Annotated in this window: 22 protein-coding genes and 1 pseudogene; 13 read left to right on the top strand and 10 right to left on the bottom strand. The window is 73.5% G+C overall.

Annotation, left to right across the window (positions count from 1 at the left end; all coding sequences use genetic code 11):
• The first annotated feature begins 41 nt into the window (after positions 1-41).
• Entirely contained in the window at positions 42-1,031 is a 990-nt protein-coding gene (locus ACGFI2_RS06165; protein ID WP_393511423.1) for a LacI family DNA-binding transcriptional regulator, read from the top strand.
• A gap of 153 nt (positions 1,032-1,184) precedes the next feature.
• Here ACGFI2_RS06165 and ACGFI2_RS06160 read toward each other — a convergent pair whose 3' ends face one another.
• Positions 1,185-3,941, bottom strand: a complete 2,757-nt coding sequence (locus ACGFI2_RS06160) for a beta-L-arabinofuranosidase domain-containing protein (RefSeq protein ID WP_393511420.1) — start codon at positions 3,939-3,941, stop codon at positions 1,185-1,187.
• A gap of 94 nt (positions 3,942-4,035) precedes the next feature.
• The gene (locus ACGFI2_RS06155; protein ID WP_393511417.1) at positions 4,036-5,514 is read right to left on the bottom strand and encodes an arabinofuranosidase catalytic domain-containing protein; all 1,479 of its coding nucleotides are present in this window, start codon (positions 5,512-5,514) and stop codon (positions 4,036-4,038) included.
• Positions 5,515-5,860: 346 nt separating this feature from the next.
• Between ACGFI2_RS06155 and ACGFI2_RS06150 the strand changes: the two genes are divergently transcribed.
• Positions 5,861-6,331: a hemerythrin domain-containing protein gene (locus ACGFI2_RS06150; RefSeq protein WP_393511414.1), complete on the top strand. Its 471-nt coding sequence runs from the start codon at positions 5,861-5,863 to the stop codon at positions 6,329-6,331.
• 186 nt (positions 6,332-6,517) lie between these two features.
• Entirely contained in the window at positions 6,518-8,128 is a 1,611-nt protein-coding gene (locus tag ACGFI2_RS06145) for a cellulose-binding domain-containing protein (RefSeq protein ID WP_393511411.1), read from the top strand.
• Positions 8,129-8,198: 70 nt separating this feature from the next.
• Here the strand turns inward: ACGFI2_RS06145 and ACGFI2_RS06140 are convergent, their stop codons facing one another.
• Positions 8,199-8,465: a hypothetical protein gene (locus tag ACGFI2_RS06140; RefSeq protein WP_393511408.1), complete on the bottom strand. Its 267-nt coding sequence runs from the start codon at positions 8,463-8,465 to the stop codon at positions 8,199-8,201.
• Between the two features lie 185 nt (positions 8,466-8,650).
• On the opposite strand from ACGFI2_RS06140, the gene ACGFI2_RS06135 reads away from it, so the two are divergent.
• Genes ACGFI2_RS06135 through ACGFI2_RS06110 form a run of 6 tightly spaced genes read left to right on the top strand, consistent with a single transcriptional unit; the run spans position 8,651 to position 14,033 of the window.
• The gene (locus tag ACGFI2_RS06135; RefSeq protein WP_393511405.1) at positions 8,651-8,881 is read left to right on the top strand and encodes a GntR family transcriptional regulator; all 231 of its coding nucleotides are present in this window, start codon (positions 8,651-8,653) and stop codon (positions 8,879-8,881) included.
• Between the two features lie 12 nt (positions 8,882-8,893).
• Positions 8,894-9,160 (top strand): hypothetical protein, encoded by a 267-nt coding sequence (locus tag ACGFI2_RS06130; RefSeq protein WP_393511402.1) that lies wholly within the window; start codon positions 8,894-8,896, stop codon positions 9,158-9,160.
• A 41-nt stretch (positions 9,161-9,201) separates the two neighbouring features.
• A complete protein-coding gene (locus ACGFI2_RS06125) occupies positions 9,202-10,002 on the top strand; it encodes an ABC transporter ATP-binding protein (protein WP_393511648.1) in 801 nt (266 codons plus the stop codon).
• 17 nt (positions 10,003-10,019) lie between these two features.
• Positions 10,020-11,006 (top strand): ABC transporter substrate-binding protein, encoded by a 987-nt coding sequence (locus ACGFI2_RS06120; RefSeq protein ID WP_393511399.1) that lies wholly within the window; start codon positions 10,020-10,022, stop codon positions 11,004-11,006.
• Positions 11,007-11,012: 6 nt separating this feature from the next.
• A complete protein-coding gene (locus ACGFI2_RS06115) occupies positions 11,013-13,109 on the top strand; it encodes an iron ABC transporter permease (RefSeq protein WP_393511396.1) in 2,097 nt (698 codons plus the stop codon).
• A 21-nt stretch (positions 13,110-13,130) separates the two neighbouring features.
• On the top strand, positions 13,131-14,033 hold the full coding sequence (locus tag ACGFI2_RS06110) for a siderophore-interacting protein (protein ID WP_393511393.1): 903 nt from the start codon (positions 13,131-13,133) through the stop codon (positions 14,031-14,033).
• A gap of 4 nt (positions 14,034-14,037) precedes the next feature.
• On the opposite strand, the gene ACGFI2_RS06105 is transcribed toward ACGFI2_RS06110, so the two are convergent.
• The 3 genes from ACGFI2_RS06105 to ACGFI2_RS06095 all read right to left on the bottom strand — a co-directional run bounded on the left by ACGFI2_RS06105 (position 14,038) and on the right by ACGFI2_RS06095 (position 16,582).
• Positions 14,038-15,006 (bottom strand): AraC family transcriptional regulator, encoded by a 969-nt coding sequence (locus ACGFI2_RS06105; RefSeq protein ID WP_393511390.1) that lies wholly within the window; start codon positions 15,004-15,006, stop codon positions 14,038-14,040.
• 83 nt (positions 15,007-15,089) lie between these two features.
• Positions 15,090-16,058 carry an AraC family transcriptional regulator gene (locus tag ACGFI2_RS06100; RefSeq protein WP_393511387.1) on the bottom strand — a complete coding sequence of 323 codons (969 nt, stop codon included), beginning with the start codon at positions 16,056-16,058 and terminating at the stop codon, positions 15,090-15,092.
• Positions 16,055-16,582 (bottom strand): helix-turn-helix transcriptional regulator, encoded by a 528-nt coding sequence (locus ACGFI2_RS06095; protein ID WP_393511384.1) that lies wholly within the window; start codon positions 16,580-16,582, stop codon positions 16,055-16,057. The genes ACGFI2_RS06100 and ACGFI2_RS06095 overlap by 4 nt, the downstream gene beginning before the upstream one ends.
• Before the next feature lie 707 nt (positions 16,583-17,289).
• Between ACGFI2_RS06095 and ACGFI2_RS06090 the strand changes: the two genes are divergently transcribed.
• Together ACGFI2_RS06090 and ACGFI2_RS06085 are read left to right on the top strand one after the other, a co-directional pair.
• Complete coding sequence (locus ACGFI2_RS06090) at positions 17,290-17,571, top strand: PqqD family protein (protein WP_393511381.1); 282 nt, start codon at positions 17,290-17,292, stop codon at positions 17,569-17,571.
• A 55-nt stretch (positions 17,572-17,626) separates the two neighbouring features.
• A complete protein-coding gene (locus ACGFI2_RS06085; protein ID WP_393511378.1) occupies positions 17,627-17,818 on the top strand; it encodes a hypothetical protein in 192 nt (63 codons plus the stop codon).
• On the opposite strand, the gene ACGFI2_RS06080 is transcribed toward ACGFI2_RS06085, so the two are convergent.
• The 4 genes from ACGFI2_RS06080 to ACGFI2_RS06065 are packed head-to-tail and all read right to left on the bottom strand — an operon-like array spanning position 17,802 to position 22,935.
• The gene (locus ACGFI2_RS06080) at positions 17,802-19,586 is read right to left on the bottom strand and encodes an IucA/IucC family protein (protein ID WP_393511375.1); all 1,785 of its coding nucleotides are present in this window, start codon (positions 19,584-19,586) and stop codon (positions 17,802-17,804) included. The two genes, ACGFI2_RS06085 and ACGFI2_RS06080, sit on opposite strands and share 17 nt — an antisense overlap.
• On the bottom strand, positions 19,583-20,152 hold the full coding sequence (locus ACGFI2_RS06075; RefSeq protein ID WP_393511372.1) for a GNAT family N-acetyltransferase: 570 nt from the start codon (positions 20,150-20,152) through the stop codon (positions 19,583-19,585). Before ACGFI2_RS06075 ends, ACGFI2_RS06080 begins: the two co-directional genes overlap by 4 nt.
• On the bottom strand, positions 20,149-21,417 hold the full coding sequence (locus ACGFI2_RS06070) for a lysine N(6)-hydroxylase/L-ornithine N(5)-oxygenase family protein (protein WP_393511369.1): 1,269 nt from the start codon (positions 21,415-21,417) through the stop codon (positions 20,149-20,151). The genes ACGFI2_RS06075 and ACGFI2_RS06070 overlap by 4 nt, the downstream gene beginning before the upstream one ends.
• A gap of 9 nt (positions 21,418-21,426) precedes the next feature.
• A complete protein-coding gene (locus tag ACGFI2_RS06065) occupies positions 21,427-22,935 on the bottom strand; it encodes a pyridoxal phosphate-dependent decarboxylase family protein (RefSeq protein ID WP_393511366.1) in 1,509 nt (502 codons plus the stop codon).
• A 98-nt stretch (positions 22,936-23,033) separates the two neighbouring features.
• Here ACGFI2_RS06065 and ACGFI2_RS06060 point away from each other — a divergent pair.
• Both ACGFI2_RS06060 and ACGFI2_RS06055 read left to right on the top strand, forming a co-directional pair.
• Positions 23,034-25,130, top strand: a pseudogene (locus tag ACGFI2_RS06060) (penicillin acylase family protein); the annotation flags it as partial.
• A 30-nt stretch (positions 25,131-25,160) separates the two neighbouring features.
• Positions 25,161-25,721 carry a GNAT family N-acetyltransferase gene (locus tag ACGFI2_RS06055; protein WP_393511645.1) on the top strand — a complete coding sequence of 187 codons (561 nt, stop codon included), beginning with the start codon at positions 25,161-25,163 and terminating at the stop codon, positions 25,719-25,721.
• Positions 25,722-25,763: the final 42 nt, after the last annotated feature.

Genomic DNA, 25,763 nt, shown 5'->3' with positions numbered 1-25,763 from the left:
CGGGCATGTGCGAAAGTGAGGTGGCCGTGCGCGGTCCTGCGATGACGGACGTGGCTCGCCTCGCCGGTGTCTCCCACCAGACGGTCTCCCGGGTCCTCAACGGGCACCCCAACGTGCGCGAACAGACCCGGCTGCGGGTCCAGGCGGCCATCACCGAACTCGGCTACCGGCCCAACCGCGCGGCCCGCGCGCTGGTCACCGGCCGGTCCCAGGTGATCGGCGTGGTCGCGCAGAACACCACCCTCTACGGTCCGGCCTCCCTGCTGGCCGCGCTGGAGCAGACCGCCGCCGAGGCCGGCTTCGCGGTCAGCGTCGGCAGCGTCAGCGACCTCGACCACCGTTCCATCTCGGCGGCGGTGGAGCGACACCTGGCGCACCGGGTGGCCGGCATCGTGGTGATCGCTCCGGTCGAGTCGGCCGGTGCGGCGCTCGAACGGCTGCCCCACGACGTGCCGCTGGTGACCGTCGACGGCGACCCACGCCGGCCGATCCCGCTGGTGACGGTCGACCAGGTCGCCGGCGCCCGGGCCGCCACCCAGCACCTGCTCGACGCCGGGCACCGCACGGTCTGGCACGTGTCCGGCCCGTCCGACTGGTTCGACAGCGCCGGCCGGATCGAAGGCTGGCGCGAGGCGCTGCGGCTCGCCGGCGCCGAGGTGCCGCCGCTGGTCCCGGCGGACTGGTCCGCGGCGGCGGGCTACCGGTGCGGGCAGATGCTGGCCCGGATGCCGGAGGTCACCGCCGTCTTCACGGCCAACGACCACCTGGCGCTGGGCGTGCTGCGCGCGCTGCACGAGCACGGCCGGCGGGTACCGGACGACATCAGCGTGGTCGGGTTCGACGACGTGCCCGAGGCGGCCTACTTCATCCCGCCGCTGACCACCGTCCGGCCCGACTTCGCGGCGGTGGCCCGGGCGAGCCTCGGCCTGCTGCTGGCGCAGATCGAGTCCGCCAGCGTCGGGCCGCTGCGGCAGACCATCGCGCCGACGCTGGTGTCCCGGCGCAGCGTCGGCCCGCCCCCGCAGCGCTGAGCCGTTGCCGGTCGCCCCGGCGCCCGCCGCCCGGCGTCCGATGGCGGGCGCCGGGCGGCACGGCGAGGCTGAGCCGCCGTCGCCGGGTCGCCCGGCCCGGCGACGGCGGCGTCACCGGGGGTACGCGGACCGAGCGCCCGCGTACCCCACATCTCAGACGAACCGCCAGCGCTGGTGCGCGGCGCCGGTGTCGTCGCTGAGGACGGCCTGCGCGCCCTGGCTGCCGGAGCCGCCACTGAGGCCCAGCACCCGGCCGCCGCTGGCGCACTGGATGCGGAAGTAGCCGTTCCCGCCGTGGCGCAGCCGCCACCGGTGGTCGGCGGCGCCGTTGTCGGCCCACTGCACGACCCGGGCGCCGGCGGCGGTGGAACCGCCCTCGACGCCGAGCACCTTGCCGCTGTGCGAGGCGCGCAGCCGCAGGTAGCCGCCGGTGTCCACGAGCGCGGTCCAGAGGTGGTCGGCGGTGCCGGTGTCACCCCACTGGATGACGAGCCCACCGTCGGCCGTGGACATGTCCTGCACGCCGAGCACGAGCCCGCTGCCGAGGTTCTGCAACCGGCGGGCCCCGTTCGGCAGGAACCGCCACTGGTTGTCGAGGCTGCCGTTGTCCGGGTCCTGCACGGCCTGCGCGCCCTGCGCGGTCGAGCCCCCGGAGATGCCGAGCAGCTTGCCGGTGTGCGAGTTGCGCAGCTTGTGGGTGCCGTCGCCGACGTCGACCACGGTCCAGAGGTGATCGGCGGTGCCGTTGTCGGCCCACTGGAGGATCCGGGCGTTGTCGGCGGTGGACATGTTCTCCACGCCGAGCACCTTGCCGCTGTTGACGTTGCGCAGCCTCAGCGCCGACCCGTCGACCACCAGCTGCCAGTCGTGGTCGGCGGTGCCGGTGTCGCCCCACTGGAGGGCGAGCCCACCGTCGGCGGTGGACATGTTCTGGATCCCGAGCACGAGGCCGCTGGCCGCGTTCGCCAGCCGGAAGCTCGCCTCGCCGCCACCGCCGCTGCTCGTGCCGGCCCGCCAGTAGACCGTGTAGTTGAACCCGTGCGCGTCGTAGAACGGCCCCAGGTTGACCGTGGCGCCGTTGGCCCGGGCGGTGAACGCCAGCGAGTCGCCGCCGGTGCGCGTGACCGAGCCGGTCTCCAGCGTCGGCAACGCGCTCAACGTGGTGTTGCCGTAGTTGCCGGAGAGCACCACCGGCCCGTACATGACCGCCTGGACCGCCGCGTCGTCGTTGGCGGCGACCGTGGTCACCCGCATCGGCAGCCGGACCGTGACCACGTCGCCGGAGGTCCAGTCGCGGGTCAGCACGGCGTAGCTGCCCGGCGTGGTGGCGATGCCCTGCGCCGCGCCGTTGACGCTCACCGTCGCCCCGGTCGTCCACGACGGGATCCGGATACGCATCGTCCACGACCCGCTCACCGAGCCGGTGACGGTAAGCGTCGTCGTGTCGGACACCGGGTACGAGGTGCTCTGGGTGACCGTGATGCCGCGCTGGCTCCAGTTGAGCACCGACGGCACGAACAGGTTCACGGTCAGCGTGGTGCCGTTGTGGAAGTAGATCGCGTCGGCCAGCGTGGTGTTCGTCTCCAGCCCGGTGCCCTGGCAGCACCAGAACGAGTTGTAGTCGGTGCTCCAGGTGCCGCCGCCCCACGCCGGGCCCACGCCGCGTCGTCCACCGGGGTTGAGCGGGGTGAAGTAGGTGACGTGGCCACGGGGGTCGGCCGGGTTCTGCTGGCCGATCATGTGGTTGAGCAGCGCCCGCTCGTAGAAGTCGGGGTAGGCGACCCGGTCCGGGTCGAGTTGCCACAGCTCCCGGGTCAGCTTGAGCATGTTGTAGGTGTTGCACGCCTCGCAGGTGTCGTTGCGCAGGTAGCCGGCGATGGCGTTGGGTGCGCGGAAGTGCTCGGCCTGGCTGTTGCCGCCGATGGCGTACGTGTGCGCGCCGACCGTGATGTTCCAGGCGTTGGCGGCGATGTCGCGGTAGCGGGTGGTGCCGGTGGCCTTGTACTCCCGGGCCGCGCCGATCCACTTGGGCACCTGGGTGTTGGCGTGCAGCCCGTTGAGCTGGTCGGAGTTGGCGGCGAGCGGGTTGAACACGGCGGCGTGGTCGAAGCGCTGGGCGGCGGTCAGCCACCGGGCGTCGCCGGTCTGCTGGTAGATGTCGGTCAGCACCGCGTTCATGCCGCCGAACTCGGTGCCGAGCATGGCCTGCATCTGGGCCGAGCTGAGCCGGCCGGTGCGCCAGTCGACCCAGCCGGCGAACGCCAGCAGCACGTCGCGGGCCTGGGTGCTGCCGATCAGGCGCCACACGTCGAGCAGGCCGGCGAGCGTCTTGTGCACGCAGTAGTAGGGCACGTTGCCGTTGCTCAGCGTCCGAGCCTCGAGCGCGGTGAAGTCGGACTCGGGGAAGCCGGACAGGTAGCCGGCGTTGAAGCCGGCCGCGCCGTTGTTGGCCTGGCACTTCGCCAGCTCGGCCACCATGGTGACCGCCTTGTCCCGGCAGGTGGTGTCGCCGGTCACCGCCCAGGCCTGCGCCCAGGCGGTCAGGAAGTGGCCCTGCATGTGGGTGCGGAACGGGAAGTTCGGCGCGTCCCAGCCGCCGTTGGCGGCGGCCCCGGCGGTGGAGAGCCGATGGTTGGCCCGGAAGTTGTACAGCAGCCGGTTCACGTCGACGAAGCGCAGGTAGGAGAGCGTGCGGTTCTGGTTGTCCAGCCACCGGCCGGCGGTCAGCCGCGCCTGGCCGGGGTCGAACGCGTAGGCGGAGACGCCGATGTCCGGTCGGGCCGGGGCCAGGGCGGCGCCGGCCGTGCCGCCACTGGACAGGGAGCCGACGGCGCCGCCGGCCGCGGTCGCGACGGCGGTCGCACCGGTGGCGCGCAGGAGCATCCGGCGGTTCATTCCAGGAGCGGACATGAGGGGCCTTTCGTGGTGGGGCGGGCGGTGGCGGGGTGCGGGTGGGGTGGCGCGGGTACGGGCCGGGCGGATCGTGCTCCGCCCGGCCCGTGGCTCAGTTGCGCAGGCTCCACTGCTGGTTGGCGCCGCCGTTGCAGGCCCAGAGGATGAGCTTGGTGCCGTTGGCGGTGCCGGCGCTGTTGGCGTCGAGGCAGAGCCCGGACTGCTGGCCGGTGATGGTGCCGTTGCCGTTGAGGTTCCACTGCTGGTTGGCCTGGCCGTTGCAGTCCCAGATGATGACGGCGGTGCCGTTGCTGGTGCCCTGGCCGTTGGCGTCCAGGCACTTGTTGCCGTACACCTGGAGTTGCCGCGCCGACGTGTAGGTCCAGCGCTGCATGGTGCCGCCGTGGCAGTCGTAGAGCTGCACCTGGGTGCCGTTGGTGGTGGCGCCGTTCGGCACGTCGACGCAGCGTCCGGACTGGCTGCCCACGATCTCGACGTTCTGCCGGCTGCCGCCGGTGCTCGCCGCGTAGCCGGCGGCGGTGATGTTGGCCTGGACGGCGTCCTCGGTGGTGTTCGACGGGTAGCCGGAGGTCATGACGCCTTCGTAGAAGGTGCCGGCGGAGCCGTGGCTGTTGTCGCCGCCGATGCCGAGGATGATGGCGCCTTCTTTTTTCATCGGGTTGTAGCCGGAGGCGTTGGGTCGTTTGCCGTCGTAGAAGGTGGACAGGGCGCCGGATTGGGCGTTGCCGCCGCGGATGGCCCAGTGGTTGGGTTCGCCCTTGACGATCGCGGTGAGGAAGCGGTGGCTGATGGAGGGGTCGTTGGCGTTGTAGCCGGGGTTGACGCCGGAGAAGAGGCCGTTTTCGAGGTCGGCCATGATCCAGGGGCCGTTGCCGGTGCCGTAGCCCCAGACTTTGATGTTGCCGAAGTAGATGGCTTCCATGGTGCCGTTGCCGTTGTCGCGGCTGTTGGTTTCGGCGTTGCCGTAGTCGAAGCAGCAGCCGCCGTTGTAGTGGGTGCCGTCGAAGATGGCGTACATGCCTTCGGGTTGGTCGCCTTTGGCGATGCCGTTGGTGTTGTTGTTGCGGTAGCCGGTGCCGGGGGCGACGAACACCCCGTACGCCTTGCGGCCGCCGAGGGTGACCGGGGCGAGGGTGGCGTCGGCGAGGTTGTCGTAGCCGCCGGCGGCCGGGCCGGAGAACCCGCCGGGCGGGGCCTGGGTCAGGTGGTTGCCGCGGCCGGACTGGTCGTAGATGACGCTGATCAGGCAGCTCGTGCCGGCGCAGAACGCGTCCTGGGTGGCGGCGTTGGCGACGTCTCCGGCGGCGAGCGGGGCGACGTCGCGGGTGGTGTTGTCGGAGGCGCGCCGCAGTTGGTAGAGCGGCCCGGCGTAGGCGCCGTAGAGCGCGCGGGTGGTGCTGTGCGCGGCCACGCAGGGCGTGCCGCCGGCGGCGTAGATGTCGCAGGGGCCGGTGCCGGCGGCGCGCGCCGGGGGCGCGGCGGAGCCGACCGCGGTCGCGGTGGCCGCGACCAGCAGGGCCAGGGGTACCAGCGCGGCCGCCAGTCGACGGCGGGTGGTGGTGGGGTCCATCGATCCTCCTCCAGCGGAGATGACGAACTAGTTAACGCTAACAATCGCTCTTAGCGTGGCGTTTACATTGGCGACTGTCAACACGTTCACCACGCAGGCGGTGGCCGCGCGATAGGAACAGCGGATCTAGGGACGGCGATGTTAACGCTCTCAGCAGCGGATTATGCCGAGGTCGGTGGCGGCGGCGACCGCGGCGGTCCGGGAGTCGACACGCGGCTTGGTCATCGCGCGTCAGCCGGTAGGGTCGGGCCAGCGTCGCGTGCCGGTGGCAGACCGTGTCAGGCATGGAGGCGCCGGACCGGAGGGAGCATGACGATGACCACCGTCGTCCCTTCGCCGTCACCTGATGCGTGACGGCGAGCAGACCAGGCTGGTGGCCTGGAGTCGAGAGTTGCGGAGCGTCCACGGACGGCTGCGCGAGGCGCTACGGGTGACCCGGGAGGCGTTGGCCGACGGCGGGTCCGCCGGGCCGGCCACCCGTGACCTGCTGTTGTTCTGTCACGGGTTCTGCGCCGCGCTCACCGCACACCACGAGGGCGAGGACCGGGAGCTGTTCCCGGCGATCGCGGCCCGGCACCCGGAGCTGCGCGACACCCTGCGCCGCCTGCGGCAGGACCATTCGATGATCGGGCACCTGCTGGCCGGGCTGTCCGCCGCGGTGGCCCGGGACGTCCCGCCGGAGGAGCTGGGCCGGCACCTGGAGGGCGTGGCGGCGATCATGGAGTCGCACTTCCGGTACGAGGAGCGCCAACTGCTCACCGTGCTGGAGACGCTGGCGTGGGACGCCGATCCGGTCGCCGTGCTGGGTCCACTGTGAGCATCGGCCGATCCGATTGACCGCATCGACGTACGTCAGTAGTCTGCGCTGAAAGCGCTTTCTGCGCGGGAGGCGCAACGGGTCCGTCGAGAACGGACGTCCGGGGCAGGAAGGGCCCGCCGACGGCACCGACCGGGCATCGGTGCCGGTGCCGGCGTGGCAACCATCACCCGCAGGAGAACCTTCATGATCAACAGACAGCGCCGTACCGTGTTGTGGACATCCGCGGCCGCGGCGGCGACGCTCGCCGCCTCCGGCCTGGCCGTCTGCGCGACCGCCGCCCAGGCGGCCGCCGGCTGCCGGGTCGACTACGCGGTCACCGCGCAGTGGTCCGGCGGCTTCACCGCCAACGTCAACCTCACCAACCTCGGCGATCCGCTGAACGGCTGGACCGTCACCTGGAACTTCAACGACGGCCAGACCGTCAGCCAGGCCTGGGGAGCCGACATCACCCAGACCGGCGCGTCGGTGCGGGCCGCCAACGTCAGCTACAACGGCAGCCTCGGCACGAACGCCACCACCTCGTTCGGCTTCAACGGCGCCTGGAACGGCAACAACTCCAAGCCGTCCTCGTTCGCGGTCAACGGCGTCCTCTGCGGCGGGGCCATCCCCACCGACCCCGGTGGGACCCTCACCCCGACCCCGCCGTCGCCGACGACCCCACCGCCGTCGCCGACCACCCCGCCGCCGCCGACGACTCCGCCGCCGACGAGCGGAGCGGTGTACGCCGCGCCGAGCGGCACCGCCGGCGCGGCCGGCACCCAGGCGAACCCCACCACGGTCGCCTCGGCGATCACCCGGGTCGGCGCGGGCGGCACCGTCTACCTGCGCGGCGGCACCTACAGCCTGGCCCAGACGGTCACCATCGCCGCCGGCAACAACGGCACCGCGAGCGCCCGCAAGAATCTGTACGCCTACCCGGGCGAGACCCCGATCCTCAACTTCTCCGCGATGGGCGAGGACCCGGCCAACCGGGGCCTCGCGCTGAACGCGTCCTACTGGCACGTGCGGGGGATCGTGGTCGAACGCGCGGGGGACAACGGCATCTTCGTCGGCGGCAGCAACAACATCATCGAGCGGACGGTGACCCGGTTCAACCGCGACACCGGCCTGCAACTGTCCCGGATCGCGTCCAGCACCCCACGTGACCAGTGGCCCGCGAACAACCTCATGGTCAGCGTCGAGTCGCACGACAACGCCGACTCCGACGGCGAGGACGCCGACGGGTTCGCCGCCAAGCTCACCGTCGGCGGCGGCAACGTCTTCCGGTACGCCGTGTCGCACCACAACATCGACGACGGCTGGGACCTCTACACCAAGACCGACACCGGCGCGATCGGCGCGGTGACCATCGAGGACTCCCTCTCCTACAACAACGGCACGCTCAGCAACGGCGGTCAGGCCGGCAACGGCGACCGCAACGGCTTCAAGCTCGGCGGCGAGGACATCGCGGTCAACCACACCGTCCGGCGCACCATCGCGTACCGCAACGGCAAGCACGGCTTCACCTACAACCGGAACCCCGGCACGATGACGATCTCCAACAACCTGAGCATCGACAACACCGAGCGCAACTTCTCGTTCGACGCCGGCACCTCGGTCTTCCGCAACAACACGTCCTGCCGCAGCGGCAGCGGGTCGAACGACAAGACGGTCGGCAACGTGGACGGCTCGAACCAGTTCTGGTCCGGCTCCAACGGCTCCCGCTGTGCCACCTACTCCGGCGCCCTGGGCTGGTCCTTCGCCTCCGACGGCCGCCTGACGGTCACCTTCGGCGGCCGCGTGGTCTCCCTGTAGGTCCGCGCCGCCCGTCCCGCGTCGCCGATCTTGCGGTTTCCGCCCCCACAAACCCGACAAGAGGTACGAGTCAGGGGCCGCAACCGCAAGATCGGCGCGAGCGGGCGGCGGGGTCACGGGGTGGGTAGGGGGTGAGCGGGTGCGGTGGTTGAGGGGTGGGTGTCGGGTCGTCGGGGAGGCGGCGGGTCCTGAGGCGGTCCCGCGCCCAGCGCAGGGATGCGCAGTCGCCGGACCGGTCCCGGCAACGGTCGCAGTAGCCCAGGATCCAGTGCCGCCGGATGATCCGTTTCGCCAGCTCCGGCACCCACTCGGAGCGGGGCACGTCTCGTTCGATCATGGCTGCCTCCTGGAACGGCAGGTCCGGGCGCCGATCCCCGATCAGACACCCGGACCGCTCCTCGAAAGCCCGCAGGGTGACCCGAGGTCACGAGCTCACACCTCAGGGTAGGGCTATACAAGCATGGACGTCTAGAGACGTATCTGCAGAACCGCTGTCGTCCCGTGTCAACTAGCGTCGGCCCCATGATCGACCCCGACGGACCGGTGCCCGTCTACCGGCAGGTGGCGGACGTTCTGGCGGCGAGGATCGCCGCCGGTGAGCTCGTGCCGCACCGGCCGATCCCGAGCGAGGCGGCCATCGTGCAGGAGTTCGGCGTGGCGCGGGGAACCGCCCGCCGTGCCGTGGCCGAACTGCGTGAACGCGGGTTGGTCTACACCGTGCCGCAACGTGGGACATATGTAGGCCAGCCCTGAGGGCTGTGGGGGATGACCGGGGCGCGGGAGCCGTGGGATCTGGCGGCCTACCAGCGCCGGGCGCGATTCGGCCGGTGCTTCGTCTGTGCCTACCTGGCCGGTGACCCCGACTTCGCCCGCGAGCCGCTCCACGACGACGGCGCGCACGTCGCGTTCCTCAACAGGTATCCCGCCCTGGTCGGCTCCGCGTTGGTGGCAGCGCGCCGGCACGTCGAGGACGTGGTCGGCGGGTCGACGCGAGAACCCGAAGCGAGATTCCGAGGCGGCTTGACAGCGTGATCAGCAGTTAGGTTAGCCTAACCTTCGTGACGAGCGGAACGGTGCGGGCCGACGGCCTGCGGGGCAGTGCGCTGCGGCTGGGCTACCACGGGACCACTGTGGTGCACGACGCCGACATCACGCTGCGGCCGGCGGCGGTGACCGCGCTGGTCGGCCCGAACGGCAGCGGCAAGTCGACGCTGCTGCGCGGGCTGGCCCGCCTGCACCCGCTGGAGCACGGCGAGATCGTGCTCGCCGACGGCACGCCGGCGCGGGCGCTGTCCGCCCGTGACTTCGCCCGCCGGGTCACGTTGCTGGCGCAGAGCCGCCCCACCCCGAGCGGGGTCACCGTCCGGGACGTGGTCGGCTACGGCCGGCACCCGTACCGGCAGCGGTGGCGCGCCGGCGACCCGGACGGGCCGGCGGCGATCGACCGGGCCATGGCGGTGACCGGCGTCGACACCATGGCCGCCCGGCCGGTCGACGAACTGTCCGGCGGCGAGCTCCAGCGGGTCTGGCTGGCCACCTGCCTGGCCCAGGACACCGCGGTGCTGCTGCTGGACGAGCCCACCACGTTCCTCGACCTGCGCTACCAGGTGGAGATCCTCGACCTGGTGCGGGAACTCGCCGACACCGCCGGCGTCGCCGTCGGCGTGGTGTTGCACGACCTCAACCAGGCCGCCGCCGTCGCCGACCAGGTCGTGCTCCTGCACCAGGGCCGGGTGCGCGGCACGGGCGCCCCGCGCGAGGTGTTCACCGAGGCGGCGCTCACCGAGGCGTACGGCATCCGCGTCGAGGTGACCGTCGACCCGGTCACCGGCCGGCTCTCCACCCGCCCGGTCGGCAAACACACCAAGTCCTGACTACAGAAGAGAAACCCATGTTGCGCACCCGATTCACCCTCCTCGCCGCCGCGGCGACCGCGCTGCTGATCGCCGGCTGCGGCACCACCGAGGCGCCCGCCGCCGCCCCGTCCACCTCCTCCGCCGCCGCCACCGGCCCGGTGACCGTCACCGACAGCCGCGGCAAGGCGATCACCCTGAAGAACCCGGCCACCAAGGTCGTCGGCCTGGAGTGGGGCGAGGTCGAGATGCTTGTCGGCCTCGGCGTGATGCCGGTCGGCGTGGCCGACCCCAAGGGGTACGCCACCTGGGTCACCGCCGCGCCGCTCGACCCGGGCGTCAAGGACGTCGGCACCCGGGGCGAGCCGAGCGTCGACGCCGTCGTGGCGCTCCAGCCGGACCTGGTGGTGATGGAGGCCGAGCGTGGCGCGGCCATCGTCACGCAGTTGGAGAAGTACGTCCCGGTGCTGGTCACCAAGGGCAGCGACGCGGCCGACAACCTCGGCCGGATGCGGTCCGACCTCACCATGATCGCCACCGCGACCGGCCGCACCGCCCAGGCGGAGAAGCTGCTCGCCGACTTCGACGCCGCGCTCGCCGACGGGCGGAAGAAGATCGCCGACGCCGGCGCGGCCGGCCGGCAGTTCGCCTTCGCCGACGGCTGGAAGGAGGGCAGCACGGTGTCGATCCGGATGTTCGGTCAGGGCGCGCTCGTCTCCCAGCTCGGCATCCAGCTCGGCCTCAGGAACGCCTGGACCGGCAAGACCGACCCGATGTGGGGGCTGGGCCAGACCGACGTCGAGGGGTTGACCGTCCTCAAGGGCCAGGACCTGCACTTCTTCTACAACGCCTCGGACGGGCAGGACGTCTTCGCCGACGGCCTCGCCGGCAACGCGATCTGGCGCTCGCTGCCGTTCGTGCAGCAGAACAAGCTGCACAAGATGCCGGACGGCATCTGGACGTTCGGCGGCCCCCTCTCCGCGAAGCAGTACGTCGACCAGCTCGTCGCCGTCTACACGGCCTGACCTCCGATGATCGCCACCGTCCGACCGGAGCCGGCCACCCGGCCGGCCCCGGTCGGGCCACCCCCCGCCCGCCGCCGGGTCGCCGGCGCGTTCCTCCTCGCCGCCGCGCTGCTCGTGGCGATCACCGCGGTGCACCTCACCCAGGGCACCTCGTCGGTCGGGGCGGCGGACCTGCTCCGGCTGCTCACCGACGCCGACGACGAGACCGCCCGGGTGCTGGTCGCCTCCCGGCTGCCGCGACTGCTCGTCGGGCTGGCCGTCGGCGTCGCGCTCGGCTTCGCCGGCGCGGCCCTCCAGTCGACCACCCGAAACCCGCTCGCCTCGCCGGACACGCTCGCCGTCAACGCCGGCGCGCACCTGGCGATCGTGTCCACCGCCGCGTTCGGGATCGCGCTGCCGGCGCTGCCCGCGGGCGGGCTGGCGTTCTGCGGCGGGCTCGCCGCGGCCGGGCTGGTGATGCTGCTGTCGGCCGGCGGCCAGGCCGCGACCACCCGGCTGATCCTCGCCGGCTCGGCCACCGCGATGGCGCTCGCCTCGCTCACCATGCTGCTCCTGCTGCTCTTCGAACAGGCCACCATCGGGCTGTTCGCCTGGGGCAACGGCTCGCTCGTGCAGGGCGACCTGGTGGCGTTCACCCAGCTCGCCCCGGTGATCGCGGTCGCCGCGCTGGTGCTCGTCGCGCTCGGGCACCGGCTGGACCTGCTCGCCCTCGGCGACGACACCGCCACCGTGCTGGGGCTGGACGTGCGCCGCACCCGGCTCTGGGTGGTGCTGCTCGCGGTGCTGCTCTCCGCCGCCGCGGTCACCCTGGCCGGGCCGATCGGCTTCGTCGGGCTGGCCGCGCCGGTGATCGTCCGGCTGCTCGGCCGGTGGGTGCCCGAGGTCCACCGGCACCGGGTGCTGCTGCCGCTCTCCGGCCTGGTCGGCGTGATCGTCGTGCTCGGCTCCGACGTGCTGCTGCGGGCCGTGCTCGGCGGGCAGGCCGGTGTGGAGGTGCCGACCGGCGTGGTCACCACGCTCTTCGGCGCGGTCCTGCTGGTCTGGCTGGCCCGCCGGCACCGCGACGCCGGTCCCACCCGGCAGCCGCCGGGCGGCCACGCCGCCGTACGATCCGGCGCCTTCCACACCGCCGTGGTTGCCGCCTGCGCGGTGGCGGCCGTCGCGGCGCTGCTGCTCGGCATGCTCGCCGGGGACACCATGGTGCTGCTCGGCGACGTCGTCAACTGGGTGCAGGATCGCACCGGGCCGGCGTACACCTTCGTGCTGGACGCGCGCTGGCCGCGCGTCGCGGCGGCGCTGCTGGCCGGCGCGGCGCTCGCCCTGGCCGGCACCACCGTGCAGGCGGTCTGCCGCAACCCGCTCGCGGAGCCGGGCATCCTCGGCATCACCGGCGGCGCGGGCATCGGCGCGGTGTCGCTGCTGACGTTCGTCCCGGCGGCCGGGGTGCTCGCGCTCTCCGGCGCCGCCGGGTTCGGCGCGGTCGCCGCGTTCGCGCTGGTGTACGGGCTGGCCCGGCGTCGCGGGCTGAACTCCGACCGGCTGGTGCTGATCGGCTTCGCGGTCTGGCAGGGCGGCGCCGCGGTGATCACGTTCATCGTCGTCTCCTCCGACCCGTGGAACACCGGCAAGGCGCTGACCTGGCTGTCCGGTTCCACCTACGGGCGCACCGCGCCGCAGGTCCTGCCGGTGGCGCTCGCGCTGCTGGTCGCCGTCCCGGTGGTGGCCGCCGTGCGCCGGGAGCTGGACCTGCTCGCCCTGGACGACGACACGCCCCGGGTGCTCGGCGTCCGGTTGGAGCGCGCCCGGTTGGTCGCGCTCGGCCTGGCGGCGCTGCTCACCGCCACCGCCGTGTCGGCGGTCGGCGTGATCGGTTTCGTCGGCCTGGTCGCGCCGCACGCCGCGCGGGCGCTGGTCGGCGGCCGGCACACCCGGGTGCTGCCGGTCGCGGTGCTGCTCGGCGCCACGCTGGTCAGCCTCGCCGACACCCTCGGGCGCACCGTCATCGCGCCCGCGCAGATCCCGGCCGGGCTGGTCACCGCGCTGATCGGCACCCCCTACTTCGTCTGGCTGCTGTGGCGCTCCCGCGCCGGGGCCGTCCGCTGAGCACACCGAGAGGAAGTCACCATGACCAGCACCTTGGCCGTCGCGCCGTGGCGCGTCTTCACCGTCGAGGTGCGCGCGTTGCGCCGGCTCGGCCCGTCGTTCCTGCGGGTCACGTTCACCGGAGCGGACCTGGACCGGTTCGCCGACAACGGGTACGACCAGCGGATCAAGCTGGCGCTCCCGGTGGCCGACGGCGTGCCGGTGGAGCTGCCCGGCGGGCCCGACTGGTACCAGCGGTGGCGGGACCTGCCGGCGGAGCACCGCAGCCCGATCCGCACCTACACGGTCCGGGCGGCCCGGCCGGAGGCGTACGAGGTGGACGTGGACCTGGCGTTGCACGGCGACGGCGGCCCGGCGACCCGGTGGGCGCGGCGGGCCCGCGTCGGCGACCGGCTGGCGCTGGTCGGGCCGGACGCGGGCTGGCCGGGCGCGCACGGCGGCGTCGAGTTCCGGCCGCCGGCCGGGGCGACGTTGCTGCTGGCCGGCGACGAGACCGGCGCGCCGGCGATCTGCGCGATCCTGGACCGGTTGCCGGCCGGCGCGCACGGTCACGCCCTGGTGGAGGTGCCGGAGGCGGGCGACGTGCTGCCGTGTCGGGTGCCGGCCGGCGTCACGGTGACCTGGCTGCCCCGGGGCGGCGCCCCGCACGGCAGTCGCCTCACCCCGGCGGTGACGGAGCTGGCGGCCCGGCTGCTGCCCGCTCCGGCCGAGCCGCCGGTCGGCCCGCCGGCCGAGGTGGACGTCGACCGGGAAATCCTCTGGGAGGTGCCGGAGCGTCCGGACGGCGCGGCGGTCTACGCCTGGCTGGCCGGCGAGGCGGCGGTGATCCGGGGCCTGCGCCGGCACCTGGTCACCGACCGTGGGCTCGACCGGCGGGCGGTGGCGTTCATGGGGTACTGGCGGGCCGGCCGGGCCGAGTGCTGATCGGTCATCCGCGCAGCGTGTCCCCGGGCGCTCTGCCGTACGTCTCGCGGTAGGCGGCGGCGAAGCGGCCGGGGTTGGTCCAGCCCCAGCGGCGGGCGACGGCGGCGACCGTCTCGTCGCCGCCCGGCTCGGCGGCGACCAGGTCCCGGTGGGCGCGGGCGAGCCGGACCCGGCGCAGGTAGGTGAGCGGGCTGTGGCCGACGTGTCGTCGGAACGCGGCCTGCAGTCCGCGCGGTCCGACGCCGCAGGCGCCGGCGACCTGGGCCAGGGTCACCGGCTCGGCGGCGTGCTCGTCGAGATACTCCCGGGCGCGGCGGACCACGGCCGGCGCGACCCGGCGCGGTTGCGGCACGTAGTCGGCGGTCATGCTGGTGTTGGGGAACACCGCGAGCGCGGTCGTCGCCGCCAGGTCGGCCAGGGACGCCCGCACCAGCGGCTGTTCGAGGCCCTCCACGGTCATCCCGTGCAGGAACGCGGACAGCCGCGCCCAGGCCTGTGCCATGCCGACCGACACCGGCGCGAGGCCCAGGAACCGGAAGTCGCGCGCGGCGATGTCCGTCCGGGTGGCCGCCACGGTCGCCACCTGCTCGTGCGGCAGCCGGATCATCGTGCCGACCACGTCGGTCCAGCCCAGCACCGACGGCCGCGTCGGGTAGCGGGCGACCGTCCCGGCCGGCGCCAGCAGCTCCTGGTCGCCGTCGAGGAACCGGAACCGGCCGCGCAGCACGTGCACCGTCATGAAATCGGGGTACGGCCCGGTGCGCGCCCGCGCGTCCATGGAGTGCGCGATCCGGTCGAGGCCGAGCGGCCCGGCCTGCACGGTCCGCAACGCGAAGCGGAAGTCGCGCCGGGAACCGGCGAAGCACGGTTGGTGTTCGGCGTACGCCCGGGCGATGGCGTGGTGGGCGACGTCGGGATCCCGGGTGGCCAGCTCGTGCCGCCGCGTCGGCGCGGTGTTCCCTCCGGTCGTCATGGGCCGTCCTTCCGTCTGCTCGGGGACCTCCTCCGGGGAAAGGATCCGGCCCGCGACGCGTCACCGACGGACGTGTTGTGTGTTCACTCCCGCAGCGTCTCGCTGGGTGGTCTGCCGTACGTCTCGCGGTAGGCGGCGGCGAAGCGGCCGGGGCTGGTCCAGCCCCAGCGCCGGGCGATCCCGGCGACCGTCTCGCCGGTGGCCGGGTCGGCGGCGTTCAGGTCGCGGTGGGCGCGGGCGAGGCGGACCTGGCGCAGGTAGGCCAGCGGGCTGTGGCCGACGTGTCGTTGGAACGCGGCCTGCAGGCCGCGCGCTCCGACGCCGCAGGCGGCGGCGACCTGGGCCACGGTGACCGGTTCGGCGGCGTGCTCCTCCAGGTAGGCCCGCGCACGGCGGACCACCGACGGCGCGACCCGGCGGGGCTCCGGCACGTACGCCGCGGTCATCGTGGTGTTGGGGAAGACGGCGAGCGCGGTGGTCGCCACCAGATCGGTCAGGGACGCCCGCACCAGCGGCTGTTCGAGGCCCTCGCCGGGCGTGACGGACATCCGGTGGAGGAACGTGGACAGGTGCGCCCAGGCGTGCGACATGGCCGGTGACACCGGCGCGAGGCCGAGGAAGCGGAAGGCACGCGGATGCGCCTCCACCTGGCGGTCCGCGACCCGCGCCACCTGCTCCAGCGGCAGCCGGACCGTGGTGCCGACCACGTCGGTCCAGTGCAGCACCGACCGGCCCGGCGGATAGCGGCCGACGCCGCCGGCCGGCAGCAGCAGCTCCTCGTCGCGGTCGACGAACCGGAACCGGCCCGCGACCACGTGCGCGGCCATGAAATCGGGGTACGGCCCGGCCTCGGTCCACGCGTCCATGGAGTGCGCGGCCCGGTACAGGGCGAGCGGACCGGCCTGCACGATCCGCATCGTGAAGCGGAAGTCACGCCGACTGCCACGGAAGTGCGGGTGGTGCTCGCCGCACGCCTCGGCGATGGCCTCGCGGGCGACGTCGGGGTCCCGGGTGGACAGCTCGGTCCGCCGCACCGGCGAGTGGTCCGTCACCGACTGCGCTCCGCCGGGCTCGCCACTCCCGCCCCGCGGAGCGTGTCGCCGGGGTGGCAGCCGTACGCCTCGCGGTAGGCCCGGGCGAACCGTCCGGGGTGGGCCCAGCCCCAGCGACGGGCGGTCCCCGCGACGGTCTGCCCCGGCGCGGCCAGCGTCAGCTCCCGGTGCGCCCGGCGCAGCCGGACCGCGCGCAGGAACGCTATCGGGCTCTGCCCGTGGTGCCGCTGGAACGCCGCCTGCAACGCGCGCGGGCCGACCTCGCAGGCCGCGGCGATCCGGACCACGGTCAGCGGTTGCGCGGCGTGCGCCTCGATGTACTCGGCGGCCCGACGCACCAGCGCGGGGCGTACGCCCGGCGGCCCGGGCAGGTAGGGCAGGGTCATCGTGGGCGACAGCGGCGCGAGCGCGGCGGATCGGCCGTTCGTCACGGTCACGGCCGCGAAGCCCGGATAGGGCGAGGTGTCCGCGCGGGTGTCCAACGTGTAGCGGATCTCGTCGATCTCCAGGTCGTCCACGGTCATCCGGCGCCGCCGATAGCGAAAGCGGTCTAGCCGCCCGGAGACGCGGGCCCGGTGTTCGCCATACCTGCCCGCGATGAGGTGGTGGGCGTGTTCGGGGTCTGTCGTCGCGACGACATCCCGCGCTACCGGCCCTGGCGCGATGCTGAGGGCCGTCCGTAGCTGGTTCACGTCTTCCCTCCCGATGAGCCGGTCCGGTTCCGTCCGCTCGGATGAACGGGCTACTTGTCGGTCGGCAACGGTCTGACCGTGAGGTGACGACGGACGCGACACGCCGAGTGAAGCAGTCGATCCGCTTTCCGAAGCCACCTATCCGTTTCGCGAATGGCAGCGCGACGGTGGACGGGGGCGGAATTCGTAGGCCGGAAACAATCCTTCGTCCCTCCGCTCGGCGGCAGCACGGCGAACCGGTTCCGCAGAGGAAAGACGGCTTTGCGGTTACGCGACGCCGTGGGCGAAATTGTCGGGTACCCGACTGTTCCGCCACCCGGGACGGCACCCGCTCCCGGCCCTAGCGTCTGCCCTGCCCGAGCCGCCGTCCCCGGCTCGGCGGATACGGCCGGTCGATCGGAGTCAGGCGACGATGCCGACCCCGGTCGGCCGGTCCCGTGCCCCCGCTGTCCGCCTGGATCTCCGACCGCGCTGTGGCAACAGGTGTGGCTGGCCGGGCTCCCGGCCACGCCCGGACTACCCGACCTGGAGGCGACGCGGTGAACAGCGACCCGTCCGTCGTGTACCGGGTCCGGGGTGACCGGGTGGCCTGGCGGACGAGCGGGGACGAGACGGTGCTGCTGGAGATCGGCCGGTCCGTCTACTTCACGCTGGACCGCTGGGCCACGGCGCTCTGGCCCCACCTGGTGGCGGGCGCCACCGCAGCGCAGTTGAGCGACGTGCTGGTCCGTCGCGCCCGGGTGGGGCGGGAGCGGGCGACGGCCGACGTGTGCTCCTTCCTGGCCGACCTGGAGGCGGCCGACCTGGTGGAGCAGGTCTGAGACACGGGTCCGGCGGCCAGGTCCGGCCGACGCCGGAGACCCCCGAGGAGTCGTCATGAGCACCGATCCCGTACCGGGTCCCGTCGAGGAGGTTCCGGAGGGTACCGACTACCAGCCACCGCGGCTGCGCCGGCTCGGCACGTTGTCGGAGCTGGCCGAGGGCCGTTCCCCGGCGTCCCGGACACCCACCGGCAGGCCCGCGGCGACGGATCAGGATGACCCGCGCGGGTTCATTCCGGCGGTGTGAAGCGCGCGAGCGGGTTGGCCAGGGTGCCGGCGAACTGGAGCGCGGCGGACGGGTCGGCCAGGTCCACCATCTGCCGGTTGTACCGCAACTGGAGCCGGTTGAGGCAGGACAGCGCGAACTCCGGCGCGAACAGGTCGTGCCGGCGGATCCGGTCGGCCAGGTGCGGCACCGATGCGGCGTAGTCGGTGGCGCACTCGGCGACGGTGCGCCAGAAGTCGTCCTGGTCGAGCACGCCCGCGGTGTGCAGGGCCGCGCTCAGGTGCCGCAGGAAGCAGTCGAACACGTCGGTGAAGATGGTCAGGACCTTCTCGTCGTCCGGAATGGACGCGCGCACCCGGCGGACCGGCTCCGGCAGGTCGGCGTCCGGGTCCATCACCACGATCTCCTCGGCGATGTCCTTGAAGATCACCCGCTCCACCACGCCGCCGTCCAGCACCAGGATGACGTTCTCGCCGTGCGGCATGAACGCCAGGTCGTGGGCGTAGAGGCTGTGCAGCAGCGGCACCAGGTAGGCGTCCAGGTAGCGGCGCAGCCACCGCGCCGGGGCCAGCCCGGAGGAGTCGACCAGCGCGCCGGCCAGCGGGCGGCCGTCGCGGTCGAGGTGCAGCAGCGACGCCATGGTGGCCAGCCGCCGCCCGGGCGCCAGGCCGGGCACCGGGCTCTCCCGCCAGAGCGCCGCCAGCATCTTCCGGTACGGGGAGTGCCGGTCGGTCGCCGCCTCGTACTGCCGGTGCCGGTAGCCGATCGCGGCCCGCTCCCGCAGGATCGTCAGTCCGGTACGGGCGAACACCGGGTCGGCGTCGATCAGCTCGGCCAGCCAGTCGTTGATCGCCGGCGTGGCTTCCATGTACGCGGCGGACAGCCCGCGCAGGAAGCCCATGTTCAGCACCGACAGCGCCGTCTTGACGTAGTGCTTCGCCGGGTCGCTGACGTTGAAGAACGTCCGGATGGACTGCTGGGCCAGGTAGGTGTCCGGCCCCTCGCCGAGGCAGACCAGTCGCCGCCGGGCCACGTCGCCGGCGAACGTCACGGCGAGCCGGTTCCACCACTGCCACGGGTGCACCGGGATCAGCAGGTGGTCGGCCGGGTCGAGGCCCAGCCCGGTGAGCGTGGCGGCGAATCCGGCCAGCGCGTCCTCGCCCAGCTCGGCCCGCATCAGCGTGTCGTGGTCGAGGTCGGCGGCGCAGGTGAACGTGGTGTGGTCGCGGTGCGCGGCCAGCCAGAGCAGCCGGACCGGGGCGGCGGTCTCCGGGGCGTACCGGTGGTAGTCGTGCGCGCCGAAGCCGATCCGCCCGTTGTTGGCCACGAAGCAGGGGTGGCCCTCGGTCATCTGCGTCTCGACGGTCTGGAAGTCGGCGGCGGCCAGCTCGGCGGCGGTGACCGCCGGCTTGCCGAGCTTGTACGCGGCGCCGGCGAGGGTGGAGGTGATCTCCTCCAGGTAGACCGGCAGGATCGCGTCGGTGAGACCGAGCGTGCCGCGCAGCTCCAGGCACAGGTCGACCGCGTCCGGCGGCAGCTCGACGCCGTCGCGGCGTCGGGTGATGCTGGCGGCGTCGATCTGCCAGTGGTCCAGCGCGAGCAGCTCGGCGGCGAACCGATACTCCACCGCGCCGTCGTCACCGCGCACCAGCCACCGTCCCGGGCCGGCGGGCTCGGGTGTGATGAGGCGTTCGTGGGCGAACTCGGCCAGCGCCTTGCGGACCAGCAGCCGGTTGGCGGTCGCCCACGCCTCGGGGGTCAGGTGGTCCACGGATGCGGTCGCGTTCACGCGGGGGTGTCTCCTTCGGTGGCTGTCCGGAACTGCTCGCGGGTGCAGACGCTGAGGAGCGCGGTCTTCTCCGGTTTGCGGATCTCGCCGACGACGGTGAAGCCGACGGCGGCGTTCAGCGCGTGCACGGCGGTGTTGCGCACGTCCGGCTCCACCACCGCCCGGCGGGTGGCCGGGTCGGCGAAGAGCCAGGCCAACACCGTGGTGAGCACCGCCCGGGTGAAGCCGTGCGTCGGGGTGTCGGTGGGCGCGCAGAGGAAGTGCATGCCGACGTCGCCGGGCTCCGGGTCGTACAACCCGACCAGCTCCACCCGGGCCGGGTCGTACCGTTCGGCCAGGAACGCCGGCCGGCCGCGCCACGAGCCGAGGTACGCGTCGTGGTGCGGGTGGGCGGCGATCCGCCGGTACTCCGCGGCGACGCCCGCCACGTCGGCGCCCTGCATCAGCCAGAACGCCGCCTTCGGGTGGGTGACCCAGCGGTGCAGCAGCGCCGCGTCCGCGTCGGCGTCCAGGGGCCGCAGCGTGAACGCGCCGAGCCGCGCGTCGAGACGGGTGAAGACACTCACGAGGCCACCCCGAACTCCTGGAACGCGATGCGCTTCTCGATCGGGTAGTGCTCGCGGCCGGTCAGCTCCCGGATGATCCACGAGTTGCGGTACGGGCCCATGCCCAGGTCGGGCGAGGTGATGCTGTGCGTGTGCGTGCCGCCGTTCTGCAGGAACACGCCCCGGCCGGTGTGGTCGACGCTGTAGTTGCGGGCCACGTCGAGCCGGCCGTGCGCGTCCCAGCGGAGCCGGTCGCGCACCGGCGCGAGGAACTCCGGCACCCGGTGGCGGTAGCCGGTGGCCAGCACGAGGCCCTCGGTGTCCAGCGTGCACTCCCGGCCCTGCTCGGTGTGGCGCAGCCCGAGCCGGTAGCGCCCGTCGGCGTGTTCCACGTCGACCAGCTCGGTGTTGGTCAGCAGCCGCGTCGACGTCGGCCCGTGCAGGCTCTTGGCGTAGAGCGTGTCGTAGATGTCGTTGATCAGGTCGGCGTTGATGCCCTTGAACAGCGGCTTCTGCGCGGTCTCCAGCCGGTAGCGGGTCGCCTCGGGCAGCGCGTGGAAGTAGTCCACGTAGTCCGGTGAGGTCATCTCCAGCGTCAGCTTGGTGTATTCGAGCGGGAAGAACCGCGGCGAGCGGGTGACCCAGGTGAGCTGGTAGCCGTACGTGTCGATGTCGCCGAGCAGGTCGTGGTAGATCTCGGCGGCGCTCTGGCCGCTGCCGACGATGGTGATGCTGCGCTTGGCCCGCAGCCCCTCCCGGTGCTCCCGGTAGCGCGAGTTGTGGATCAGGTCACCGCCCAGCCCGTCGCAGGCCGGCGGCAGGTACGGCGGGGTGCCGGTGCCCAGCACCAGGCGCCGGGCCCGGTGGGTGACCGGCCCGTCGGGGGTGTCGGCCCGCACCAGGTAGTGGTCGCCGTCGTGCTCGACCCGGGTGACGGTGTGCCGGAACCGCAGGTTCGGCAGCTTGCCGGCGGCCCAGCGGCAGTAGGCGTTGTACTCCGCGCGCAGCGGGAAGAAGCTCTCCCGGATGTAGAACGGGTAGAGCCGGCCGGTCTCCTTGAGATAGCTGAGGAACGAGTACGGCGAGGTGGGGTCCGCGAGGGTGACCAGGTCGGCGAGGAACGGCGTCTGCAACCGGGTGGATTCGAGCAGCATCCCGGGATGCCAGTCGAAGCCGTCGCGGGCCTCCAGGAACAGCCCGTCGAGGTCGTCGATGGGCGCGGTGAGGCAGGCCAGGCCGAGGTTGTACGGGCCCAGCCCGACGGCGATGAAGTCGTACGTCGACATGGGCGCTCCTCAGCCGACCGGGGACAGCGCGGCGGCGGCGGTCCGGGCGTACCAGGCGGCGTGGCCGGCGATCAGGTCGAGCACGGCGGTGACGTCGTCCACGGTGGTCTCCGGGTTGAGCAGCGTCAGCTTCAGCCAGTGCGCGCCGTCGACCTTCGTGCCGGCCACGAGCGCCGCGCCGGAGGCGGCGAGGGCCTCGCGGGCGTGCAGGTTGGCCTCGTCGACCAGGTTCGGGTCGGCGCCGGGCGGTACGTGCCGGAAGACCACGGTGCTGAGCTGGGAACGGGCCGCGACCTCGAAGCGGGGATCGGCGTCGAGGCGTCGCCAGACCTCGGCGGCGAGGTCGACGACCTGGTCGAAGAGCACGCCGATCGCGTCCGGGCCCATGATCCGCAGGGTCAGCCAGAGTTTGCACGCGTCGAACCGGCGGGTGGTCTGGATGCTCTTGTCGACCTGGTTCGGGATGCCCTGCTCGGCGGCGCGGGCCGGGTTGAGGTAGTCGGCGTGCCAGGTGGCGTGCCGCAGCGTCCGGCCGTCGCGGACCAGCAGCGCGCTGGAGCTGACCGGCTGGAAGAACGACTTGTGGTAGTCGACGGTCACCGACGCGGCCCGCTCGATGCCGTCGAGCAGGTGCCGGCGGGTGGGGGAGACCAGCAGCCCGCAGCCGTACGCGGCGTCCACGTGCAGCCAGATGCCGGCGGCGGTGCAGATGTCGGCGATCTCCGGCAGCGGGTCGACGGTGCCGAAGTCGGTGGTGCCGGCGGTGGCGACGACCGCCATCACCACCTGCCCGTCGCGCCGGCAGCGGTCGATGGTGCGGGCCAGCTCGTCGGTGCGCATCCGCCGGCCCGCGTCGGTGGGCACGGTGAGCACCGCGTCGGCGGCCAGGCCGAGCAGCTTGGCCGCCTTCTGCACGCTGAAGTGGCCGGCGGTCGAGGTGATGACGCGCAGCCGGGCGAGAACCTCCGGCCGGGCCGGGCGGGTGGCGGCGCCGCCCACCACCCGGCGGTACGCCTCCTCCCGGGCCAGCAGCATGGCCTGGAGGTTGGACTGGGTGCCGCCGCTGGTGAACACGCCGTCGGCGGTGGCGCCGAGCCCGATCCGCCCGGCCGTCCAGCCGATCAGCCGGCGTTCCATCAGCGTGGCGCCGGTGCTCTGGTCCCAGGTGTCCAGCGACGGGTTGACCGCGCTGAGCAGCGCCTCGCCGAGCAGCGCCGGGATGACCACCGGGCAGTTCAGGTGGGCCAGGTAGCGCGGGTGGTGGAACCACACCGCGTCGCGCAGCCACACGTCGTGCAGCTCGTCGAGGGCGGCGTCGGTGTCGCCCAGCGGCCGGTCCAGGTCGATCGCGCCGACCAGCGGGGCCAGCGCCTCCGGCGTGACGCCGGTGCCCGGCCGGTCCACCTCACCGACCCGGCGGGCGACCCGGTCGACGCCGCGCGCGAGCACGTCCCGGTAGCGCTCGGCGGTGCCGTCGTGGAACAGGTGGGCGCGTGCGGCGCTGCCGATCGAACTCATGCGACGTCCCGATGGTCGTGCGGACAGGGGGCGCGGTGACCGCCGCGCGGCAGTCAGATTAGGTTAGGCTCACCTAACTATCAAGCAAGGGGGTCGGGATGCGTGTCGAGCGCGACCGCTGGGGCGTACCGCAGTTGTGGGCCGACGACGTGGACGCGCTCGCGCGCCTGCAGGGCCGGGTCACCGCGCGGGACCGGGCCTGGCAGCTCGGCGTCGAGCGGTGGCGGTCCGAAGGCCGGCTGGCCGCGCACGTCGGCGCCGCCGAGCTGGCCTGGGACCGGTTCGCCCGGCGGGCCCGGCTGGACGACACCGCCCGGCGCTGCCACGAACGGCTCGACCCGGCGACCCGCCGGTGGGTCGAGGCGTACGTCGATGGCGTCAACTCCGGCCTCGCCGAGGGCGCCGCCGCCGCACCCGAGTACGCCGCCACCGGCAGCGCGCCCGAGCCGTGGCGCCCGTGGACGCCGCTGGGCGTGTTCCTGGTCCAGCACGCGCTCTTCTCCACCTTCCCGAACAAGCTCTGGCACGCGCACGTCACCCGCACGCTCGGTCCGCACGCGGTCGGCCGGTTCGCCGTGGAGGGACCGGCCTCCGCCGGCAGCAACGCCTGGGCGCGGCCCGCCGACCCGGCCACCGGACGCGGCCCGGTGCTCGCCGGCGACCCGCATCGGCTGCTCGAACTGCCCGGCGTCTACCAGCAGATCCGGCTGGCCTGCCCGGAGTTCGACGTGGTCGGGCTGGCCTTTCCCGGCGTACCCGGGCTGCCGCACTTCGGCCACACCGGCCAGGTGGCCTGGGCCGTCACCAACGCGATGGCCGACTACCAGGATCTCTACCGCGAGCAGCTACGCCGCGACGGGGACCGGGTGCTGGCGCGCGGCCCGTCCGGCTGGGCGCCGGTCGCGCGGCACGTGGAGGAGATCGAGGTGCGCGGCGGCGACCCGGAGCCCGTCGAGATCGTCGAGACGCCGCGCGGCCCGGTGATCGACCACGACCGGGTCACCGGCGAGGCGCTCAGCCTGCGCACGCCGAGCCGGGTCGAGGCCCGCCTCGGCTTCGAGGCGCTGCTGCCGCTGCTGCGCGCCCGGCACGCCGGCGACGTCGCGGACGCGCTGCGCCACTGGGTCGAGCCGGTCAACAGCGTGCTCGCCGCCGACACCGGCGGCGCGGTCCGCCGCCTGGTCGCCGGCCTGGTTCCGGTACGCGACGAGCGGTGCCGCCGCGAGCCGGTGCCCGGCTGGGAGGCGCGACACCACTGGCGTGGCGACTACCTGCCGCCGGTGGACGAGAAGGTCGACGGCGTCGCGGTCTGCGCCAACGACCGGCGCCCGGACGTCGCCGCGCACGGGGTCGACTTCGCGCCGCCGCACCGCGCCCGGCGGATCCGCGACCTGCTCGCCGCCGGCGTCGAGGCGTCCGCCGTGCACACCGACGCCCGGCTCCCGGCGACACCGCTGCGCCGGCTGCTCGACCGGCTCGACCCGGCCCGGCTCGACGCGCCGGCGCGTACCCTGCGACACCGGTTGCTGGCCTGGGACGGCATGCTGGCGGCCGACTCGGTCGACGCCGGCGGGTACGCGGCGTGGCGCGCCGCGCTCGCCCGCCGGCTGTGCGCGCACCCGTCGCTGCGCGCGCTGCACGAGCCGTCCGGGTACGACGAGCTGTTCACCCCCTGGACCGACCCGGCCACCCGGATCGGCCTGGCGCTGGACCACCTGGTCGACGGGCCGCCCGCCCCCGGCGGCGACCACCTGTCGTCCGGGGATGCCGCGCCCGGCGTCGGTCCCGCGTCGCGCCGGGTCGCCGCGTCCGGCGGCGCGTCGCTCGGGGCCCTCGACGTCGACGTCGTGTCGCTCGCCGCCGGGGCGTTGACCGAGGTGGCCGCCGGGCCGGCGCCGGAGCCGTGGGGCCGGCGGCACGTGCTGCACCCGGTGCACCTGGGCGTGGTGGCCTCGACCGCTGATGCGGTGCGAGCGGTGGCGCTCGGCGGTGACACCGACTGCGTGCTGGCCACCTCCAGTGTCCCGGGCGTCTCCGACGCCTGCTGGCGCGGCCCGGTCGCCCGCTACGTGTGGGACCTGACCGACCGGGCGGCCAGCCGCTGGATCGTCCCGTTCGGGGTTTCCGGCCGACCCGGCGACCCGCACTTCACCGACCAACTCGCCCACTGGGCCGCCGGGACGCTGATCCCGGTGCCCGCCGGGCCCCTGTCGAAGGACGACCTCGTGATCCATCTGGAGCGGAACCCCGACCTCGGCGAGCTGGCGTTGGCGCCGGTGCGCCCCGACCGGCACGCCGAGCTGCTGTACGGCTGGGTCACGCTGCCCCGCAACCGGTTCTGGGGCATGGGTTCGCACACCCTCGACGACGTGCGCGAGGTCTACGCCTTCCTCGACGGCCTGGACACCCACCACGCGTACCTGATCCGGCTCGACGGCGAGCCGGTCGGGCTGTTCCAGACCTACCGGCCGGAGGCGGACCCGGTGGGGGAGCGCTACCCGGTGCAGCCCGGCGACGTGGGGATGCACCTGCTGCTCAACCCGCCCCGGCGCTACGCGCGCGGCCTCACCTCGGCCGTCGTGCCGGCGCTGATCCGGTTCCTGCTGCGGGACCCGGCCGCGCGGCGGGTGGTGGCCGAGCCGGACGTGCGCAACGACGCCGCGCTGCGTCGTCTGCGGACGGAGGGTTTCACGTTCGCCGACGAGATCGACCTGCCGGAGAAGCGCGCACAGTTGGCGTTCCTGACCCGGGAGCGGTTCGAGGCCGGCGACGCAGTTCCCGGATAGCGCCGGCCCAAGTTTCTCAAATGATTATGATTCCCCACAAAC

This window comes from Micromonospora sp. NPDC049282, assembly GCF_043197045.1.
In the GTDB taxonomy this organism is placed as follows: domain Bacteria; phylum Actinomycetota; class Actinomycetes; order Mycobacteriales; family Micromonosporaceae; genus Micromonospora.
This window is presented reverse-complemented; position numbering and strand designations above follow the sequence as displayed.

Bases quoted from the DNA above. Each gene is read 5' to 3' on its own strand.
- ACGFI2_RS06165 (WP_393511423.1), top strand. From the start codon at position 42: ATGACGGACGTGGCTCGCCTCGCCGGTGTCTCCCACCAGACGGTCTCC.
- ACGFI2_RS06160 (WP_393511420.1), bottom strand. From the start codon at position 3,941: ATGTCCGCTCCTGGAATGAACCGCCGGATGCTCCTGCGCGCCACCGGT.
- ACGFI2_RS06155 (WP_393511417.1), bottom strand. From the start codon at position 5,514: ATGGACCCCACCACCACCCGCCGTCGACTGGCGGCCGCGCTGGTACCC.
- ACGFI2_RS06150 (WP_393511414.1), top strand. From the start codon at position 5,861: ATGCGTGACGGCGAGCAGACCAGGCTGGTGGCCTGGAGTCGAGAGTTG.
- ACGFI2_RS06145 (WP_393511411.1), top strand. From the start codon at position 6,518: ATGATCAACAGACAGCGCCGTACCGTGTTGTGGACATCCGCGGCCGCG.
- ACGFI2_RS06140 (WP_393511408.1), bottom strand. From the start codon at position 8,465: ATGATCGAACGAGACGTGCCCCGCTCCGAGTGGGTGCCGGAGCTGGCG.
- ACGFI2_RS06135 (WP_393511405.1), top strand. From the start codon at position 8,651: ATGATCGACCCCGACGGACCGGTGCCCGTCTACCGGCAGGTGGCGGAC.
- ACGFI2_RS06130 (WP_393511402.1), top strand. From the start codon at position 8,894: ATGACCGGGGCGCGGGAGCCGTGGGATCTGGCGGCCTACCAGCGCCGG.
- ACGFI2_RS06120 (WP_393511399.1), top strand. From the start codon at position 10,020: ATGTTGCGCACCCGATTCACCCTCCTCGCCGCCGCGGCGACCGCGCTG.
- ACGFI2_RS06115 (WP_393511396.1), top strand. From the start codon at position 11,013: ATGATCGCCACCGTCCGACCGGAGCCGGCCACCCGGCCGGCCCCGGTC.
- ACGFI2_RS06110 (WP_393511393.1), top strand. From the start codon at position 13,131: ATGACCAGCACCTTGGCCGTCGCGCCGTGGCGCGTCTTCACCGTCGAG.
- ACGFI2_RS06105 (WP_393511390.1), bottom strand. From the start codon at position 15,006: ATGACGACCGGAGGGAACACCGCGCCGACGCGGCGGCACGAGCTGGCC.
- ACGFI2_RS06095 (WP_393511384.1), bottom strand. From the start codon at position 16,582: ATGACCGTGGACGACCTGGAGATCGACGAGATCCGCTACACGTTGGAC.
- ACGFI2_RS06085 (WP_393511378.1), top strand. From the start codon at position 17,627: ATGAGCACCGATCCCGTACCGGGTCCCGTCGAGGAGGTTCCGGAGGGT.
- ACGFI2_RS06070 (WP_393511369.1), bottom strand. From the start codon at position 21,417: ATGTCGACGTACGACTTCATCGCCGTCGGGCTGGGCCCGTACAACCTC.
- ACGFI2_RS06065 (WP_393511366.1), bottom strand. From the start codon at position 22,935: ATGAGTTCGATCGGCAGCGCCGCACGCGCCCACCTGTTCCACGACGGC.